An 18,937-nucleotide genomic window follows, 5' to 3' on the forward strand; every position below is an offset into this window, starting at 1 on the left:
ATTCTGCTGGGCGGATTCATTCCGCAGAGTGAATTCCGGGAAAACAACCGGATTTGCAAAAGCGAATATGAATGAAATAAGATAAAAACATCGCAGCGAAGAAATACGGAAAAGAAATTCTCTTTTGAATTACTTTCGGGAATATTCGAATGTGTCTGTTGTTTGAGAACTCAATAGTGTGCCAAGTTTGTTGATACCGATTATGTATGTAATTGGTTGATTGTGCCGAATCGTGCCGCCCCTGTGGTGTGGTTTGGTGTTTTTAGCTGGTTTCAAATTTTGTGCAGCCTTTGGCGCCGTTATTTCCGGTGGTTTTGGTTGTGTCTGTTTTACTTCAACGGAGAGTTTGATCCTGGCTCAGGATGAACGCTGGCGGCGTGCTTAACACATGCAAGTCGAACGATGATGCCCACTTGTGGGTGGATTAGTGGCGAACGGGTGAGTAACACGTGAGTAACCTGCCCTTGACTCTGGGATAAGCCTGGGAAACTGGGTCTAATACCGGATATGACCTTCCATCGCATGGTGGTTGGTGGAAAGCTTTTGTGGTTTTGGATGGACTCGCGGCCTATCAGCTTGTTGGTGGGGTAATGGCCTACCAAGGCGACGACGGGTAGCCGGCCTGAGAGGGTGACCGGCCACACTGGGACTGAGACACGGCCCAGACTCCTACGGGAGGCAGCAGTGGGGAATATTGCACAATGGGCGCAAGCCTGATGCAGCGACGCCGCGTGAGGGATGACGGCCTTCGGGTTGTAAACCTCTTTCAGTAGGGAAGAAGCCGCAAGGTGACGGTACCTGCAGAAGAAGCGCCGGCTAACTACGTGCCAGCAGCCGCGGTAATACGTAGGGCGCAAGCGTTATCCGGAATTATTGGGCGTAAAGAGCTCGTAGGCGGTTTGTCGCGTCTGCCGTGAAAGTCCGGGGCTCAACTCCGGATCTGCGGTGGGTACGGGCAGACTAGAGTGATGTAGGGGAGACTGGAATTCCTGGTGTAGCGGTGAAATGCGCAGATATCAGGAGGAACACCGATGGCGAAGGCAGGTCTCTGGGCATTAACTGACGCTGAGGAGCGAAAGCATGGGGAGCGAACAGGATTAGATACCCTGGTAGTCCATGCCGTAAACGTTGGGCACTAGGTGTGGGGGACATTCCACGTTTTCCGCGCCGTAGCTAACGCATTAAGTGCCCCGCCTGGGGAGTACGGCCGCAAGGCTAAAACTCAAAGGAATTGACGGGGGCCCGCACAAGCGGCGGAGCATGCGGATTAATTCGATGCAACGCGAAGAACCTTACCAAGGCTTGACATGAACCGGAAAGATCTGGAAACAGGTCCCCCACTTGTGGTCGGTTTACAGGTGGTGCATGGTTGTCGTCAGCTCGTGTCGTGAGATGTTGGGTTAAGTCCCGCAACGAGCGCAACCCTCGTTCTATGTTGCCAGCACGTGATGGTGGGGACTCATAGGAGACTGCCGGGGTCAACTCGGAGGAAGGTGGGGACGACGTCAAATCATCATGCCCCTTATGTCTTGGGCTTCACGCATGCTACAATGGCCGGTACAAAGGGTTGCGATACTGTGAGGTGGAGCTAATCCCAAAAAGCCGGTCTCAGTTCGGATTGGGGTCTGCAACTCGACCCCATGAAGTCGGAGTCGCTAGTAATCGCAGATCAGCAACGCTGCGGTGAATACGTTCCCGGGCCTTGTACACACCGCCCGTCAAGTCACGAAAGTTGGTAACACCCGAAGCCGGTGGCCTAACCCCTTGTGGGAGGGAGCTGTCGAAGGTGGGACTGGCGATTGGGACTAAGTCGTAACAAGGTAGCCGTACCGGAAGGTGCGGCTGGATCACCTCCTTTCTAAGGAGCACCTACAACAACCCCGCCAAGCCGCATGGTTTGTGTGGTGGTGTTGTCAGGAAGCAAGCCCGTTGCGCAGGCGATTGTCCTGCGGCGGGTGCTCATGGGTGGAATATCAACAAATAGGTGCCTGGTGGCACGGACCATTGATCAGTACGGATTCCTTCGGGGGTTCAGGAACGTTGTGTGGTCTGGTGTTCCGGGTAGTGTTTGGCACACTGTTGGGTCCTGAGGCAACAGGGCCGGGGTTTAGGTCCCGGGTTTGTTTGTTTCTGGTTTCCCTGTCATGACGGTCTGCGCGCGTTTTGTGTGTGGGGTGTGTGGTGTGGGGTTGTTGTTTGAGAACTACATAGTGGACGCGAGCATCTTGTATAAGAAGCAATTTCCAAGAATATGAACCTGGATCTGGTTCGTGTGCCTTTTGGGTGTGCGGGGCAGTTTCTGTGGTTCTCTCGAGTGTTTTTTGTTTTTGATCTTTGTGGTCAAGTTTTTAAGAGCACACGGTGGATGCCTTGGCATTAGGAGCCGAAGAAGGACGTAGGAATCTGCGATAAGCCTGGGGGAGTCGATAACCGGACTGTGATCCCAGGGTGTCCGAATGGGGAAACCCCGCCAAGCGCGCGAGTGACTTGGTGACCCGTACCTGAACACATAGGGTGCGTGGGGGGAACGCGGGGAAGTGAAACATCTCAGTACCCGCAGGAAGAGAAAACAATAGTGATTCCGTTAGTAGTGGCGAGCGAACGCGGATCAGGCTAAACCGTTCCATGTGTGATAGCCGGCGGGCGTTGCATGGTCGGGGTTGTGGGACTTTCCATACCAGTTCTGCCGGGCTGGTGGGGTGTGATGTGCGCGCATAGGTGAACGGTTTTGAAAGGCCGGCCAGAGAGGGTGTTAGTCCCGTAACCGTAATGTGTTTGTACCGCCTGTGAGAGTATCCCAAGTAGTACGGGGCCCGAGAAATCCCGTGCGAATCTGTCAGGACCACCTGATAAGCCTAAATACTCCCTAATGACCGATAGCGGACCAGTACCGTGAGGGAAAGGTGAAAAGTACCCCGGGAGGGGAGTGAAACAGTACCTGAAACCGTGTGCTTACAATCCGTCGGAGCCAGTCTGATTCTGGTGACGGCGTGCCTTTTGAAGAATGAGCCTGCGAGTTAGTGTTACGTCGCGAGGTTAACCCGTGTGGGGCAGCCGTAGCGAAAGCGAGTCTGAATAGGGCGTGTGAGTGGCGTGATCTAGACCCGAAGCGAAGTGATCTACCCATGGCCAGGTTGAAGCGACGGTAAGACGTCGTGGAGGACCGAACCCACTTCAGTTGAAAATGGAGGGGATGAGCTGTGGGTAGGGGTGAAAGGCCAATCAAACTTCGTGATAGCTGGTTCTCCCCGAAATGCATTTAGGTGCAGCGTTGCGTGTTTCTTGCTGGAGGTAGAGCTACTGGATGGCTAATGGGCCCTACAAGGTTACTGACGTCAGCCAAACTCCGAATGCCGGTAAGTGAGAGCGCAGCAGTGAGACTGTGGGGGATAAGCTTCATAGTCGAGAGGGAAACAGCCCAGACCACCAACTAAGGCCCCTAAGCGTGTGCTAAGTGGGAAAGGATGTGGAGTTGCCCAGACAACCAGGAGGTTGGCTTAGAAGCAGCCACCCTTAAAAGAGTGCGTAATAGCTCACTGGTCAAGTGATTCCGCGCCGACAATGTAGCGGGGCTCAAGTACACCGCCGAAGTTGTGGCATTCACATATGTTCCTAGCCTTCGTGGTTCAGGAGTGTGGATGGGTAGGGGAGCGTCGTGTGGGCAGTGAAGCTGCGGTGTAAACCAGTGGTGGAGCCTACACGAGTGAGAATGCAGGCATGAGTAGCGAAAGACGGGTGAGAAACCCGTCCGCCGAATGATCAAGGGTTCCAGGGTCAAGCTAATCTGCCCTGGGTAAGTCGGGACCTAAGGCGAGGCCGACAGGCGTAGTCGATGGACAACGGGTTGATATTCCCGTACCGGCGAAAAACCGTCCATGTTGAACAGGGGATACTAACCGCCCGAGACCTGCCCGACACCCCTTGTGGGTGAAGGGTTTTGGTGGAGCGCGGGACCTGATCCTGGGAGGCAAGCGTATTAACAGGTGTGACGCAGGAAGGTAGCCGAGCCGGGCGATGGTTGTCCCGGTCTAAGGATGTAGGGCGAGTGGTAGGCAAATCCGCCACTCATGGTGCCTGAGATCTGATGGGACCCCCGTTTGGGGGGATTTGGTGATCCTATGCTGCCGAGAAAAGCATCGACGCGAGGTTTTAGCCGCCCGTACCCCAAACCGACACAGGTGATCAGGTAGAGAATACTAAGGCGATCGAGAGAATTATGGTTAAGGAACTCGGCAAAATGCCCCCGTAACTTCGGGAGAAGGGGGGCCCCAACCTTGAACGGACTACGCGTCCGGGAGGGGATCGGGGCCGCAGAGACCAGGGGGAAGCGACTGTTTACTAAAAACACAGGTCCGTGCGAAGTCGCAAGACGATGTATACGGACTGACTCCTGCCCGGTGCTGGAAGGTTAAGAGGACCGGTTAGCCTCACGGCGAAGCTGAGAATTTAAGCCCCAGTAAACGGCGGTGGTAACTATAACCATCCTAAGGTAGCGAAATTCCTTGTCGGGTAAGTTCCGACCTGCACGAATGGAGTAACGACTTCCCCGCTGTCTCAACCATAAACTCGGCGAAATTGCAGTACGAGTAAAGATGCTCGTTACGCGCAGCAGGACGGAAAGACCCCGAGACCTTTACTATAGTTTGGTATTGGTGTTCGGAGTGGCTTGTGTAGGATAGGTGGGAGACGTTGAAGCCCGGACGCCAGTTCGGGTGGAGTCATCGTTGAAATACCACTCTGGTCACTTTGGACATCTAACTTCGGCCCGTAATCCGGGTCAGGGACAGTGCCTGATGGGTAGTTTAACTGGGGCGGTTGCCTCCTAAAAAGTAACGGAGGCGCCCAAAGGTTCCCTCAGCCTGGTTGGCAATCAGGTGTCGAGTGTAAGTGCACAAGGGAGCTTGACTGTGAGAGAGACATCTCGAGCAGGGACGAAAGTCGGGACTAGTGATCCGGCGGTACATTGTGGAATGGCCGTCGCTCAACGGATAAAAGGTACCTCGGGGATAACAGGCTGATCTTGCCCAAGAGTCCATATCGACGGCATGGTTTGGCACCTCGATGTCGGCTCGTCGCATCCTGGGGCTGGAGTAGGTCCCAAGGGTTGGGCTGTTCGCCCATTAAAGCGGTACGCGAGCTGGGTTTAGAACGTCGTGAGACAGTTCGGTCCCTATCCGCTGCGCGCGCAGGAAATTTGAGAAGGGCTGTCCTTAGTACGAGAGGACCGGGACGGACGAACCTCTGGTGTGTCAGTTGTACTGCCAAGTGCACCGCTGATTAGCTACGTTCGGATGGGATAACCGCTGAAAGCATCTAAGCGGGAAGCTCGCTTCAAGATGAGATTTCCATACACATTTATGTGTGAGAGGCCCCCAGCCAGACCACTGGGTTGATAGGCCGGATGTGGAAGCGAGGACTAACGACTCGTGAAGCTGACCGGTACTAATAGGCCAACAACTTACACCACACAGAAAAACATTCTGCTTGCGTCCACTATGTGGTTCCCAACCAACAACCCCGTCAACACACGGGGCACGGCAGGAACCAACAACTAAATACAACACCACCCCCTGCCCACAGGCAGGGACGTTGTAACCACAAGATTTCCCAACCCTGCGGGGTTCGGGTACAAGGGTTACGGCGGTCATAGCGTGGGGGAAACGCCCGGTCCCATTCCGAACCCGGAAGCTAAGACCCACAGCGCCGATGGTACTGCACCCGGGAGGGTGTGGGAGAGTAGGTCACCGCCGGAACATCATTACATGGTCGAGGCCCCAACCACACGGTTGGGGCCTCCCACATTTAACACAAAAACCCGCCAACGACGGTTAGCAGCGACATCCGACAGGCGGGGGTCATGCCGGCGGCAAAGGCAATGGTTGCCGCAGGCTGTCCCGTTGTGAAGATTGCCACGATACCGTTCCCAGGGCCCGCGCTGTCCGGGGGGATTTGGTGGCTCCACTAGAATTGATGAAGATGTACGGACTTCGAAGCGCTTGATTTCGGGTTGCGTAGGAAACGAAAAGAGCGGCTGCAGTTGCGCCAGTGGTCGGCTCACAACAGGAGGAATCCAAATGGCCGAGCATAACGGTGGCAACCGAGGCAACGACCGGGGCGCGTTCCGCGGCAACAACAACTCCGGTGGTGACCCCCGCGGGTTCCGGTCCCGGTCCGACCGCGATGGCAACAACTTCTCCCGCGGCGGCTCTGCCGGTGGTGGCGAGCGTAAGCCCTATGGTGATCGTGACCGTAAGCCGTTCAGCGACCGTCCCCGTCGCGATGGCGAGGGTGACCGGCCGCGCCGTGATGGTGAGGGTGACCGTCGCGGCTTCGGCGGCGGTGCCGGTGGTGGCGAGCGTAGGCCCTATGGTGATCGTGACCGTAAGCCGTTTGGTGACCGTCCGCGCCGTGACGGCGATGGCGACCGTCGCCAGTTCAGCGACCGCGACCGTAAACCGTTTGGTGACCGTCCCCGTCGCGATGGCGAGGGTGACCGCCGTGGTTTTGGCGGCGGCGATCGCGACCGCAAACCGTTTGGCGACCGTCCGCGCCGTGACGGCGAGGGTGATCGTCGTGGTTTTGGCGGCGGTGCCGGCGGTGGCGAGCGTAAGCCGTTCGGTGATCGTGACCGTAAGCCGTTTGGTGACCGTCCGCGCCGTGACGGCGATGGCGACCGTCGGCAGTTCAGCGATCGCGACCGTAAGCCGTTTGGTGACCGTCCGCGCCGTGATGGCGATGGCGACCGTCGGCAGTTCAGCGATCGCGACCGTAAGCCGTTTGGTGACCGTCCGCGCCGTGATGGCGAAGGCGACCGTCGCCAGTTCAGCGATCGCGACCGCAAACCGTTTGGTGACCGTCCGCGCCGTGATGGCGAAGGCGACCGTCGTGGTTTTGGCGGCGGAGAGAACCGCAGGCCTTTTGGCGACCGCCAGGACCGGGCACCCCGCAGCTTCGACCGCGGTGATTCCCGGGCCGAATCAGGCCGCGGTGCCGGTCCCCGCGGCTTTGGCCGCGACCGCCAGGAAGACCGTCCTGTCCGCGTGCCCAACGCTGCCGACCTCCGCAGCGCCAACCGGCCGGACCGGGAACGCTCTCCCGAAATCGATGAAGACGTCACGGGCAAGGAACTGGACCGCGCAACGCAGCACCAGATCAAGACCCTCGAAGCCAAGAGCTCGGAATGGGTGGCCCGCCACCTGGTGATGGCCGGCCGCCTCATTGACGACGAGCCGGAGCTGGCTTTCCAGCATGCACTCGCCGCCAGCCGTCGTGGAGGCAGGCTCGCCGCCGTCCGCGAAGCCGTGGGCCTTACCGCCTACGCTGCCGGCCACTACGGCGAGGCGCTGCGCGAGTTCCGCACCTTCCGCCGTATCAGTGGCTCCAACGTCCACCTGCCCGTCATGGCCGACTGTGAACGTGGCCTGGGCCGCCCGGACCGCGCCCTTGACGTAGCCCGGTCGGAGGAAGCCCAGGACCTCGATGCCCCCGGCAAGGTAGAACTGGCAATCGTAGCTGCCGGGGCACGGACTGACCTTGGCCAGCTGGACGCGGCCGTAGCCGAACTTGAAATCCCGCAACTGGACATGAACCGTGCCTTCTCTTACAGCCCGCGCCTCTTCCGTGCCTACGCCGATGCACTTGCGGCTGTGGGCCGGCAGGAAGAAGCAGACAAGTGGAACAGGCAGGCCGTCGTGGCAGAAGACGCCCTGGGTCTGGGCGCTGACCAGGAACCCGAGATCATCGACCTCGGCTGGGACGAGGAAGAAGAGGCCCGGGAAGAGGCTGAACGCCGCAGGATGCTCGAACGCGCCTCCGACGCCGCGGCGCCTGCTGCAGATTCAACCGACGCAACGGCCAAGAGCGACCGATCAGTCGACGCGAAGTCCGCGCAGGACACCAGCATCGACGACCAGGACGCCGACTACTTCGTTTCCGACGACGCAGAATCGGACCAGGACTCGGTGGAACATGACGAGCTCGAGGCCGTGCCCGCTGACGACGCCGCTGCAGAAGACAACGCCGGAGCTGAACACGACGAAGACCGCCGGGAAGACTGACCACATATGAGCGACGTTTCCCTGGTTTCCCGCTTCGATGCACTCCTCGCCGACCTGGACGGCGTGGTCTACGCCGGGCCGCACGCCATTCCGGGAGCTGTTGAATCGCTGAAGCAGCTCTCGGGCCTGGGCATCGGCCTGGGCTATGTCACCAACAACGCATCCCGGTCACCCGCGGACGTTGCAGCGCATCTCCGGGAGCTTGGTGCACCCGCAGAGGACAACCAGGTGGTGAGTTCGTCCCAGGCGGCGGCCGAGCTGCTTGCCTCGATGCTTGCTCCCGGGTCCAGGATCCTTATCACGGGCAGCCCGGCCCTGGCCCGGGAAATCGAGCTGGTGGGCCTGGTGCCGGTGGCCGGACAGGATGAGGACCCGGTCGCCGTGGTCCAGGGGTTCAGCCCCGCCATCGGATGGAAGGACCTGGCCGAGGCCACGTACGTGGTCAATGCCGGGGCCCTCTGGGTAGCCACCAACACGGACATGTCCATCCCGCAGGCGCGGGGCATCGCCCCGGGAAACGGCACCCTGGTTGCCGCAGTCGCCGCAGCCACCGGCCAGCAACCGCGGGTGGCAGGCAAGCCGGAAGCGCCGCTGTTCCATTCGGCTGCCAAGAGGCTCGGGGCGGAACGTCCCCTCGTGGTGGGCGACCGGCTGGACACGGATATCCTGGGTGGCAACAATGCCGGCTTCGCCACGGTGGCGGTCCTGACCGGGGTCGACACGCGCGAAACCATCCTGGCGGCCAGGGCGGCGGAACGTCCCGAATACATCATTGCGAACCTCGGGGACCTGCACCGGCCCTACCCGGAGATAACGCACGACGACGGCACTTACATCTGCGGGCAGTCCACAGCGCGCGTTGCCAACGGAGCGGTGGGCGTCATTGGCGGCCAGGACAACCTCGACTCGTGGCGGGCGGCGTGTGCCGCATGGTGGGCCGCGACGCCTGACGCCGCAGCCCCGCACGCGCCCAAGCTGGTGTGGCTGGATCACTAGACTGGTTCCATGACCGAGCTGACTGAACCGGAAGACCCGACATCCAAGCCGGCACCGGAATGGCCGCAGGCCGACGGGCGGGACATCACGGATCCGCCGGTGGCGCAGGCCGTCGCCCGGCTCCTAGACCTGCCCCAGCTTCCGGCAGCGGACCACGAGGCCGTCTACAACCTGCTTCACGATGATCTGCTGGCCGCGCTTAACAGCGATCCCGCAGACATTACTGCCCCGGGCACTCGTCCGGACGGCGGGGCCGCCTGATGCCGGTGCGCCTCGACCAGGCACTGGTGGCCCGCGGACTCGCCAGGTCGCGGACGCACGCCGCTTCACTGATCGCCGAAGGCAAAGTGAGTTCCGGCGGCCAGGTCCTTGGCAAGGCATCCCTGCAGGTTGACGAGAGCCGGGACCTGGCCGTGGAACACGATGAACAGGACACCTACGCCAGCCGTGCCGGGCACAAGCTGGCCGGTGCGCTGGACGCGTTTCCCGGCGTTTCGGCCCAAGGCAAACGGTGCCTCGACGCCGGTGCCTCCACCGGCGGCTTCACGGACGTCCTGCTGAGGCGGGGGGCCGCGCACGTGGTGGCGGTCGACGTCGGGCATGGCCAACTGGTGCCGCACCTCCGGGACGACCCGCGCGTGGAGGTCCACGAGGGCATGAACGTCCGATATATGGCGCCCGCCGACATCGGCGGCCCCGCTGCCCTGACCGTCGCCGACCTCTCCTTCATCTCCCTTACCCTCGTGGTTCAGCCGCTGGCTGACTGCACCGAGCCCGGCGGCGACCTGGTGCTGATGGTCAAGCCACAGTTCGAGATCGGCAAGGACCGGCTGGGCCGGACCGGCGTCGTCACGTCGGAGCGCGAGCGGCGGTTGGCCGTCGAGAAGGTGGCCAGGGCAGCGCTGGACGCCGGCCTGGACCTCTGCGGCCTGGCGGTCAGTCCGCTGCCCGGGCAGGACGGCAACGTCGAATACTTCCTGTGGATAAAACGCAGGATCACCCAAGACTTGCCTAAGATCGAAGAGCGAGAGGCGGCAGCAGCTGCCTTGCTCGGACAAATCTGGCAGAACCACTAGAGAGCGGAACCTGATGAGCAGGCGTGTACTGGTCCTTGCCCACACCGGCCGCGAGGAGTCACTGAAGGCCGCCTGGGAAGCCTGCGCCCTGCTGCATGCTTCGGGCATGGTCCCGGTGATGCAGGAGTCCGAGCTGGGCGACATGGAACGGTTCTTCGGGCACCTGGCCCAGCCGGTGGAGGTCCTCCACGACCATGTCCAGCTGCCCGACGTGGAACTGGTCATGGTCCTCGGCGGCGATGGGACCATCCTGCGCGCCGCGGAGCTGGTGCGCGAGGTGGATGTGCCGCTGCTGGGCGTGAACCTGGGCCACGTGGGCTTCCTGGCGGAAAGTGAGCGGGCGGACCTTGCCCAGACCGTCGAATGGATTGCCAGCCGGGAGTACACCGTCGAAGAGCGCATGACCATCGACGTCCAGGTCTGGGTCCGCGGCCAGAAGATTTGGCACACCTGGGCTTTAAACGAGGCTGCCATCGAAAAGGCCAACCGGGAGCGCATGCTGGAAGTCGTCACGGAGGTGGACCAGCGCCCACTGACGTCCTTCGGCTCCGACGGCATTGTGCTGGCCACCCCCACGGGCTCCACGGCTTACGCGTTCTCCGCCGGTGGCCCCGTGGTGTGGCCGGAGGTGGAGGCGCTGGTGATCGTGCCCATCAGTGCCCACGCGCTCTTTGCCAAGCCCCTCGTCGTATCGCCCAGGTCCAGGCTCGCCGTCGAGGTGCTGGGCCGCACCGACGCCCAGGGGGTCCTGTGGTGCGACGGCCGGCGCTCCGTCGACCTGCCGCCCGGCGCGCGGGTCGAAGTAACCAAGTCGGCCACCCCGGTCCGGCTGGCCCGCACCCACCAGACGCCCTTCTCGGCACGGCTGGTCCGCAAGTTCGAGCTGCCCATCCACGGCTGGCGCGGCCCGGTACCGAAGTCCGATGCCGTGCACACCGGACCCATCCCCATTGTGCGGACGCCCCGGCCCATGCCGCCGCTGCCCGTCCCGAATGTGGAGAACCCCGGCAGCGATCCCGATCCGTCGACTGCGAAGTGAATCCATGCTTGAAGAACTGAGAATCCGCGACCTCGGCGTCATCACCGACGCCACGCTCCCGCTCGGCCCGGGACTGAGCGTGGTGACCGGTGAAACCGGCGCGGGCAAGACCATGGTGGTCACCGCCGTCGGACTGTTGCTGGGAGCGCGCTCCGACGCCGGAGCCGTCCGGAGCGGCGCGAAAAGCGCCACCGCGGAAGCGGTGCTGAAGCTCGACGCCGGTCATCCGGCCATCGCCCGCGCCCTTGACGCCGGTGCTGACACGGAGGAGTTCGACGGCGGCGCCGAGCTTATTCTGGCCCGGCGCCTGGGTGCCGACGGCCGCAGCCGTGCCTTCCTGGGCGGGCGGGCTGCCCCGGTGGGCGTCCTGGCCGAGATCGGCGAATCGTTGGTGGTGGTGCACGGCCAGTCGGACCAGATCCGGCTCAAGAGCGCCACAGCCCAGCGGGAGGCCCTGGACAAGTTCGCCGGAGACAACCTCGCCGGACCGCTGTCCGCGTACCAGGAGCTGTACAGCCGGTGGAAGGCCAGCCAGGCGGAACTGGACAGCCTGCGGAGCGCCGCACGGGACAGGCTGCGCGAAGCCGAATCCCTGGAGGCAGCCCTGGCTGAAATCGACGAGGTGGATCCGCAGCCGGGGGAGGACGAGCTCCTGAAGGCCGAGGCCGTCAAGCTCGCCAACGTCGAGGAGCTCCGGATCGCGGCCAGCACAGCCCACCAGGCCCTCATCGCCGAGGACTTCGGCGAAACCGGCGACGCCACCACCCTGGTGGATTCCGCCAAACGCACCCTGGAGCATGTGGCCGAGCACGACGCCGAACTCGGCTCGGCGGCCGTGCGGCTGGCGGAAGTGGGCTTCCTGCTCAACGACATCGCCACCGAACTGGCCAGTTACCAGGCCGGCCTGGACACCGAGGGGCCTGAACGGCTCGCCGAAATCGAGGACCGCCGGGCAGCCCTGGCCAAGCTGGTCCGCAAATATGCCCCCACCATCGATGAAGTGCTGGAGTGGGCCGAAACCGCGCGGGTCCGGTACGACGAGCTGCAGGACGACTCCTCCCGCATCGAAGCCCTCGACGCGGAAGTGGTCCGCGCCGAAGCAGAACTGACCAAGCAGTCCGCGGCCATCAGCAAGATCCGCGCCAAGGCGGCCAAGGACCTTTCTGCCCGGGTCAGCGCCGAATTGAAGGCCCTGGCCATGGCAGACGCCACCCTGGTGATCAACCTCGAAGCTGCCGGGCAGCTGGGTCCGCACGGCGCGGACGACATCAGCTTCCTGCTGCAGCCGCACTCAGGTGCCCCGGCCCGGCCGCTGGGCAAGGGCGCGTCCGGTGGTGAATTGTCCCGCGTGATGCTGGCCATCGAAGTGGTGCTGGCCGCCGTCGACCCCGTCCCCACGTTTGTGTTCGACGAAGTCGACGCCGGTGTGGGCGGGCGCGCCGCCGTCGAGATCGGCCGCCGCCTGGCCATGCTGGCGCGGCACGTGCAGGTTCTGGTGGTCACCCACCTTCCCCAGGTGGCCGCCTTTGCCGACCAGCACATCACCGTCACCAAGACATCCGTCAGGGGAGCCGACGGGGGCACCGCCACCGGCTTCACCTCCAGTGACGTCCGCCTCCTTGACGGGCCGGAACGCGTGCGGGAACTCGCCCGCATGCTGGCGGGCCAGGAAGACTCCGAGTCCGCCCAGGCCCACGCCCAGGAACTGCTGGACGACGCCAAACTCCTGCCGCAGCGGGCCTGACGGGAACAGCCACGGGAAGGCACAATTGATGATAGGCTCGAATTCCGTGGTGCAGCGATCAAATTCCCGTGTAAATTCCCGGTTCCCGGGCTCCTCCAAGATGACAAAGCACATCTTCGTCACCGGCGGCGTGGCGTCTTCCCTCGGTAAGGGACTGACGGCCTCCAGCCTCGGTCACCTGCTCCGGGCCCGCGGCCTGTCCGTCACGATGCAGAAGCTCGATCCCTACCTGAACGTGGATCCGGGCACGATGAACCCCTTCCAGCACGGTGAGGTCTTCGTCACGGACGACGGCGCCGAGACGGACCTGGACATCGGGCACTACGAGCGGTTCCTTGACGAAAACCTCGAAGGTTCGGCCAACGTGACCACCGGGCAGGTGTACTCCACGGTGATCGCCAAGGAACGGCGCGGCGAATACCTCGGCGACACCGTCCAGGTCATCCCGCACATCACGGACGAGATCAAGCGCCGCATGCGGCTCCCCGCTGAAGGCAAGAACGCCCCGGACGTCATCATCACCGAAATCGGCGGCACCGTCGGCGACATCGAGTCCCAGCCGTTCCTCGAATCGGCCCGCCAGGTCCGCCAGGACGTTGGCCGCGGGAATGTCTTCTTCGTCCATGTCTCCCTGGTCCCGTACATCGGACCGTCGCAGGAACTGAAGACCAAGCCCACGCAGCACTCGGTAGCAGCGCTGCGCTCCATCGGTATCCAGCCCGAAGCCATCGTGATCCGGTCCGACCGCGAGATCCCCGAGGCCATGCGCGCCAAGATCGGCCGCATGTGCGACGTCGACCTCGAAGCGGTCATCGGCTGCCCGGACGCCCCGAGCATCTACGACATCCCCAAGACGCTGCACACCCAGGGCCTGGACTCCTACATCGTCCGTGCCCTGGACCTGCCGTTCAAGGACGTTGACTGGACCAGCTGGGACCGCCTCCTGGAGGCCGTCCACAATCCCAAGCACCAGGTCGAAATCGCGCTGGTGGGCAAGTACATCGACCTTCCGGACGCCTACCTTTCGGTCACCGAAGCCCTGCGTGCCGGCGGCTTCGCCAACGAGGCCAAGGTCAAGATCCGGTGGGTCCCCTCAGACGAGTGCGAAACCCGGGAGGGCGCCATCAAGGCGCTCGACGGCGTGGACGCCATCTGCGTGCCTGGCGGCTTCGGCATCCGGGGCCTCGAAGGCAAGCTCGGTGCCCTGAAGTTCGCCCGCGAGACCAAGCTGCCTGTGCTGGGCCTGTGCCTTGGCCTGCAGTGCATGGTCATCGAGTACGCCCGCAACGTGGTGGGCCTGGAAGGTGCCTCCTCCAGCGAGTTCGAGCCGGATTCCAAGTACCCGGTCATCGCCACCATGGAAGAGCAGCTGGAGTTCGTCGAAGGCCGCGGCGACCTGGGCGGCACCATGCGCCTGGGCCTCTACGAAGCCAAGCTGGACGAGGGCTCGGTCATTGCCGGCACCTACGGCAAGACCACGGTCAGCGAACGCCACCGGCACCGCTACGAGGTCAACAACAAGTACCGCGAGCAGATCGCAGAGAAGGGCCTGGTCTTCTCCGGTACCTCCCCGGACGGCAAGCTCGTCGAATTCGTTGAGCTGCCTGCGGACGTGCACCCGTACTACGTTGCAACGCAGGCGCACCCCGAGCTGAGCTCGCGGCCCACGCGCCCGCACCCGCTGTTCACCGGCCTGATCAAGGCGGCCCTGGACCACCAGGGCGCAGGCCAGCAGGCCGCTGCCGACACGGCTGCCCCCGCGGTGGAGGAGCCTGCAGCATCGGGTAGCGTTACCGCTAAGTAGTCAATAGAACAAAAAGGACGGCGCGATGCCTGGTACACCTGAAGCCACCCCTGCCAAACAGGTTTCGGATGCACCAAGCCCGCGCCGTCTTTTGTCCACGGAGAAGGTCTACCAGGGCAGGATCTGGGACGTCGTCAGTGACACTTTCCAGCTCTCCGAGTCCGGGGATGCCCTCACCCGCGACTACATCGACCACCCGGGCGCCGTCGCCGTCCTGCCTATGAATGAAGAGGGCCAGGTCCTGCTGCTGAAGCAGTACCGGCACCCCGTTGGCATGGACCTTTGGGAAGTCCCCGCGGGCCTGCTGGACGTCGAAGGCGAAGACTTCGTGGTCGGGGCGGCGCGGGAACTCGCCGAAGAAGCGGATCTGGCGGCGGGGACCTGGAACGTCCTGGCCGATGTCTTCAATTCCCCCGGATCCTCCAGCGAAGCCATCCGCATCTACCTGGCCCGCGACCTCACCGAAGTGCCGCACCACGAACGCCACGAGCGAACGGACGAGGAAGCGGAGATCGAATTCCACTGGATCAGCCTGGACGACGCTGTGGCCTCCGTCCTGGCCGGCCGCCTGCATAACCCCTCCGCCGTCGTCGGGATCCTCGCCGCTGCAGCCGCCCGCTCTTCCAGCTATGACGGACTCCGTCCCGCCGACGCCCCCTGGCCCGCCCACCCCAGCCAGCGCTGATGGTGCCTGGTCCATCGGTGGAAGCGGTCCCGGAGGCTGAGCCGGCCCCGGAGGCCGCCCCTGCTGACGGCGCAACCGCCGGTGCCGCACCTGCGGCCGTCCCGGCCGCGATCGAGCGTGGAATCACCGATTATCTCCAGCACCTCGGCGTCGAACGCGGGCTGGCCGCGAATACCCTCGCAGCCTACCGGCGGGACCTGGCCAGATACGCCCGCTACCTCACGGCCGCCGGCTGCTCACGCCCCGGTGACATCACCCGGCACCATGTGACGGGGTACGTCCGTGCCCTTTCAGACGGGTCCGACGGCGGTTCTGCGCTGGGCGTGCGGTCCGCCGCCCGGACCGTGGTGGCTGTCCGGGGGCTGCACAAGTTCTGGGCCCTGGAGGGCCACACAACCGCGGATCCAGCCAGCGAGGTACACCCACCGATGGCCGGCAAGCGGCTCCCCAAAGCCATCAGCGTCGATGAGGTGACCCGGATCCTCGAAGCGGCGGGAACCGATACCGCCACCGGGCTGCGGGACCGCGCCCTGCTCGAATTCCTCTATTCCACGGGGGCCAGGATCAGCGAAGCGGTGGGACTGGACGTTGACGATATCTCCCTTGCCGAACCGGGAGCCGGGCCCGCGATCGTCCGCCTGTTCGGCAAGGGATCGAAGGAACGCCTGGTGCCGCTGGGCTCCTACGGGGCCCGGGCGCTCGATGCCTACCTGGTCCGCGGGCGCCCGCTGCTTGCCGCCAAGGGGAAGGGCACGCCCGCGCTGTTCCTCAATGCCCGCGGCGGGCGGATCAGCCGCCAGAGTGCCTGGACCATCCTGAAAGCGGTGGCGGAAAGAGCCAACATCACCCGCGACGTGTCACCGCATACGCTGCGCCACTCCTTCGCCACCCACCTGCTGGAAGGCGGGGCGGACGTCCGCGTGGTGCAGGAACTGCTGGGCCACGCGTCGGTGACCACCACCCAGGTGTACACCCTGGTCACTGCCGATACCCTGCGCGAGATTTACGCCGCGGCACATCCACGGGCGCTGGGCTAGGACCTGAAGGCAACTACTCCATCAGGTTGAGCGTCAGCTCGAGCCCGCTGAGGAACAGGGCGAGGATGGTAGTGCCCAGCCCTGCCACCAGGAGCAAGCCCGGGTGGGCGAGGCCGATGACCACCCGCCGGAGCTCCGGTGAACGCCTCAGGAATCTTGCCGGGACGCGCGAATTCCCGGGCGCCTGGTGCCAGCCGCGGAGCCGGGCAAGGAACCAGGCGCAGCGGACGATCAGGGCCATCCACAGCACGGACACAACCAACGGCACGGCGGCCACGAGGAGATTCAGGCCCAGCGAGGTGACCGCCCGCTCCGAGTCACCTGCAAGCGCCTGCACCGTGGTCGAAATCGAGGCGCTGGCAACCACCGAGATGCCCCAGACCAGGAAAGCGGCAGTCAGCGCCAGGAACCGGACGAAAAAATGCGACAGCACGGACTCCCGCGCCGGCCGCAGGTATTGTCGCGGCGTGGCATTCAGTACTGCCACCGTGCACACCAGGGTGGGTAGCGCAGCCATCCCCACGCACGCGTACCAGGCCCAGCCGGCCAGGTCCAGGAATTCGTCGACGAGGATCAGCACCGCCCAGGCTCCGGTCCATAGCCACCCGGCGTACAGGGGCCTCCGCACCAGCCAGGCAGGCAGACGGAAGGCGCGGCGGCTCGAAGTGCTGACGCCTGGAGTGGGCGTGGACCGTTCCCCGCCTGCCGTGCTCATGGGCTCACTGTAGCAACGGGTGGGGCACCGGGCTGCTCTCCGGCGCCCGTCGTGAGGTTAGGCTGGAGCCATGACCGCAGCCGCTGTGACCCTCTGTTTCCTGCTCCGCGATGGGGAGAACGGCTCCGAGGTCCTCCTGGGGCTCAAGCAGACCGGGTTCGGCAAAGGCAAAATCGTAGGCATCGGCGGCCATGTGGAACCGGGGGAGTCGCACGCGCAGGCCGTGGTGCGGGAAGTCCTTGAAGAAACCGGGGTGGTGCTGCGGCAGGAAGACCTCCGTGATGCCGGCAGCGTGCACTTTATCTTCCCGTCCCGGCCGGAATGGGACATGAAAACCAGCCTGTTCACTGCCCGCACCTGGGAGGGCGAGCCGGAACCCAGCGACGAGATCCTGCCCGGTTGGTTCCGCGTGGACACCCTTCCCGTGGACCGGATGTGGCAGGACGCGGACCACTGGCTTCCGGTAGTGCTGGAAGGCCGGAGGGTCAACGTGGTGGTCACCATGGCTACAGACAACGAGTCGGTCGCCTCATCCCGCAGCCTCCTGCGCTAGGCGGGCCCCACCAGGCCGTTAAGCGCCGACGGCGGGGCAGGCACCAAAGTGCCTGCCCCGCCGTCCGGCGTTCCTGCCATGCGCTAGGGAAGGTGCCGTTCCTCCACGCCGTTGTATTCGCTCAGCGGCCGGATCAGGGAGTTGGAGTCCAGCTGTTCCATGATGTGCGCTGTCCAGCCGGTGATCCGGCTGGCCACGAACAGGGGAGTGAACGTGGGGGTATCGAAGCCCATCAGGTGGTAGGTGGGCCCCGCCGGGTAGTCCAGGTTCGGCTTGATGGCCTTGGCTTCGTCCATCGCCGTTTCCAGGCCGTTGTACAGCCCCAGCAGTTCGGGGCGGCCGTAGTGGGCAATCATTTTGTCCAGGGCGGCCTTCATGGTGGGGACCCGGGAATCGCCGTGCTTGTAGACGCGGTGGCCGAAGCCCATGACCTTCTTCTTCTGGGCCAGGGCATCCTCCATCCAGGCCTTCGCCCGGGCCGCAGCCTCCTCCAGGGACTCCTCCTGCCGGATGCCTATCTCGTCGAACGTGTGCATCACGGCTTCGTTCGCTCCGCCGTGCAGCGGACCCTTGAGCGCGCCGATGGCTCCGGTCACTGCCGAATGCAGGTCCGAGAGCGTCGAGGTGATGACGCGGGCGGTGAACGTGGACGCGTTGAAGGAGTGCTCGGCGTACAGGATCATCGAGACGTTGAAGGCCTCCACCACCTCCGGTACCTGTTCCTCGCCGAAGGCCATCCACAGGAAGTTCGCCGAATAGCCCAGGTCATCGCGCGGCTCCACGAGTTCCTGGCCGTGGCGGCGGCGCTGGTCGTAGGCCACCACTGCGGGCATGGCGGCGAACAGGTCAACAGCCTTGGCCATGTTGGCCTCGCGTGAGGAATCCTCTGCCTGCGGGTGCCGGGCGCCCATCACGGAGGCCGCGGTCCGGCAGACATCCATCGGGTGCGAAGTCACCGGCAAGGCGTCGATAACCTGCTTGACCACCGGGTCGAGGGCGCGGCCCGCACGCTCCCTCGCGGTGAACTCCGCCAACTGCTCCGAGGTGGGCAATTCGCCGTTCCAGAGCAGGTAGGCCACTTCCTCGAAGCTGCACCGGGCGGCCAGCTCCTGGACCGGGTAGCCGCGGTAGAGCAGGGAGTTGGTGTCAGGGTTGACCTTGGAGACGGCGGTGTAGTCCACCACGACGCCGGCGAGGCCCTTTTTGATCTCATTTTCAGCCATTGCTGAAA

Annotated in this window: 12 protein-coding genes and 3 rRNA genes; 13 read left to right on the top strand and 2 right to left on the bottom strand. The window is 63.7% G+C overall.

What is annotated here, in order from left to right:
- The first annotated feature begins 334 nt into the window (after window positions 1–334).
- The 12 genes from ACZ9J7_RS14790 to xerD all read left to right on the top strand — a co-directional run bounded on the left by ACZ9J7_RS14790 (window position 335) and on the right by xerD (window position 16,438).
- A 16S ribosomal RNA gene (locus ACZ9J7_RS14790) occupies window positions 335–1,858 on the top strand.
- A gap of 480 nt (window positions 1,859–2,338) precedes the next feature.
- Window positions 2,339–5,467 (top strand): 23S ribosomal RNA (locus ACZ9J7_RS14795).
- Window positions 5,468–5,636: 169 nt separating this feature from the next.
- Window positions 5,637–5,753 (top strand): 5S ribosomal RNA (gene rrf, locus ACZ9J7_RS14800).
- The 16S, 23S and 5S rRNA genes sit together here, the layout of an rRNA operon.
- 321 nt (window positions 5,754–6,074) lie before the next feature.
- Window positions 6,075–8,057, top strand: a complete 1,983-nt coding sequence (locus tag ACZ9J7_RS14805) for a hypothetical protein (protein WP_476210442.1) — start codon at window positions 6,075–6,077, stop codon at window positions 8,055–8,057.
- 6 nt (window positions 8,058–8,063) lie between these two features.
- Complete coding sequence (locus ACZ9J7_RS14810) at window positions 8,064–9,053, top strand: HAD-IIA family hydrolase (RefSeq protein ID WP_476210444.1); 990 nt, start codon at window positions 8,064–8,066, stop codon at window positions 9,051–9,053.
- A gap of 9 nt (window positions 9,054–9,062) precedes the next feature.
- Window positions 9,063–9,314: a hypothetical protein gene (locus tag ACZ9J7_RS14815; protein WP_476210445.1), complete on the top strand. Its 252-nt coding sequence runs from the start codon at window positions 9,063–9,065 to the stop codon at window positions 9,312–9,314.
- Window positions 9,314–10,129: a TlyA family RNA methyltransferase gene (locus ACZ9J7_RS14820; RefSeq protein ID WP_476210447.1), complete on the top strand. Its 816-nt coding sequence runs from the start codon at window positions 9,314–9,316 to the stop codon at window positions 10,127–10,129. Before ACZ9J7_RS14815 ends, ACZ9J7_RS14820 begins: the two co-directional genes overlap by 1 nt.
- A gap of 13 nt (window positions 10,130–10,142) precedes the next feature.
- A complete protein-coding gene (locus tag ACZ9J7_RS14825) occupies window positions 10,143–11,168 on the top strand; it encodes an NAD kinase (protein WP_476210449.1) in 1,026 nt (341 codons plus the stop codon).
- Window positions 11,169–11,172: 4 nt separating this feature from the next.
- Window positions 11,173–12,912, top strand: coding sequence for a DNA repair protein RecN (gene recN / locus ACZ9J7_RS14830; protein WP_476210451.1), 1,740 nt, complete (start codon window positions 11,173–11,175; stop codon window positions 12,910–12,912).
- 28 nt (window positions 12,913–12,940) lie between these two features.
- The gene (locus ACZ9J7_RS14835; RefSeq protein WP_476210453.1) at window positions 12,941–14,716 is read left to right on the top strand and encodes a CTP synthase; all 1,776 of its coding nucleotides are present in this window, start codon (window positions 12,941–12,943) and stop codon (window positions 14,714–14,716) included.
- 25 nt (window positions 14,717–14,741) lie between these two features.
- The gene (locus tag ACZ9J7_RS14840; RefSeq protein ID WP_476210455.1) at window positions 14,742–15,401 is read left to right on the top strand and encodes an NUDIX domain-containing protein; all 660 of its coding nucleotides are present in this window, start codon (window positions 14,742–14,744) and stop codon (window positions 15,399–15,401) included.
- Window positions 15,401–16,438: a site-specific tyrosine recombinase XerD gene (xerD, locus tag ACZ9J7_RS14845; RefSeq protein ID WP_476210457.1), complete on the top strand. Its 1,038-nt coding sequence runs from the start codon at window positions 15,401–15,403 to the stop codon at window positions 16,436–16,438. The genes ACZ9J7_RS14840 and xerD overlap by 1 nt, the downstream gene beginning before the upstream one ends.
- A 13-nt stretch (window positions 16,439–16,451) precedes the next feature.
- On the opposite strand, the gene ACZ9J7_RS14850 is transcribed toward xerD, so the two are convergent.
- On the bottom strand, window positions 16,452–17,153 hold the full coding sequence (locus ACZ9J7_RS14850) for a hypothetical protein (protein ID WP_476210459.1): 702 nt from the start codon (window positions 17,151–17,153) through the stop codon (window positions 16,452–16,454).
- A gap of 70 nt (window positions 17,154–17,223) precedes the next feature.
- Between ACZ9J7_RS14850 and ACZ9J7_RS14855 the strand changes: the two genes are divergently transcribed.
- Window positions 17,224–17,706 (top strand): 8-oxo-dGTP diphosphatase, encoded by a 483-nt coding sequence (locus ACZ9J7_RS14855; protein ID WP_476210461.1) that lies wholly within the window; start codon window positions 17,224–17,226, stop codon window positions 17,704–17,706.
- 83 nt (window positions 17,707–17,789) lie between these two features.
- Here ACZ9J7_RS14855 and ACZ9J7_RS14860 read toward each other — a convergent pair whose 3' ends face one another.
- Window positions 17,790–18,929, bottom strand: coding sequence for a bifunctional 2-methylcitrate synthase/citrate synthase (locus ACZ9J7_RS14860; protein ID WP_476210463.1), 1,140 nt, complete (start codon window positions 18,927–18,929; stop codon window positions 17,790–17,792).
- Window positions 18,930–18,937 lie beyond the last annotated feature (8 nt).

It is taken from the genome of Pseudarthrobacter sp. TE9888 (assembly GCF_056279345.1).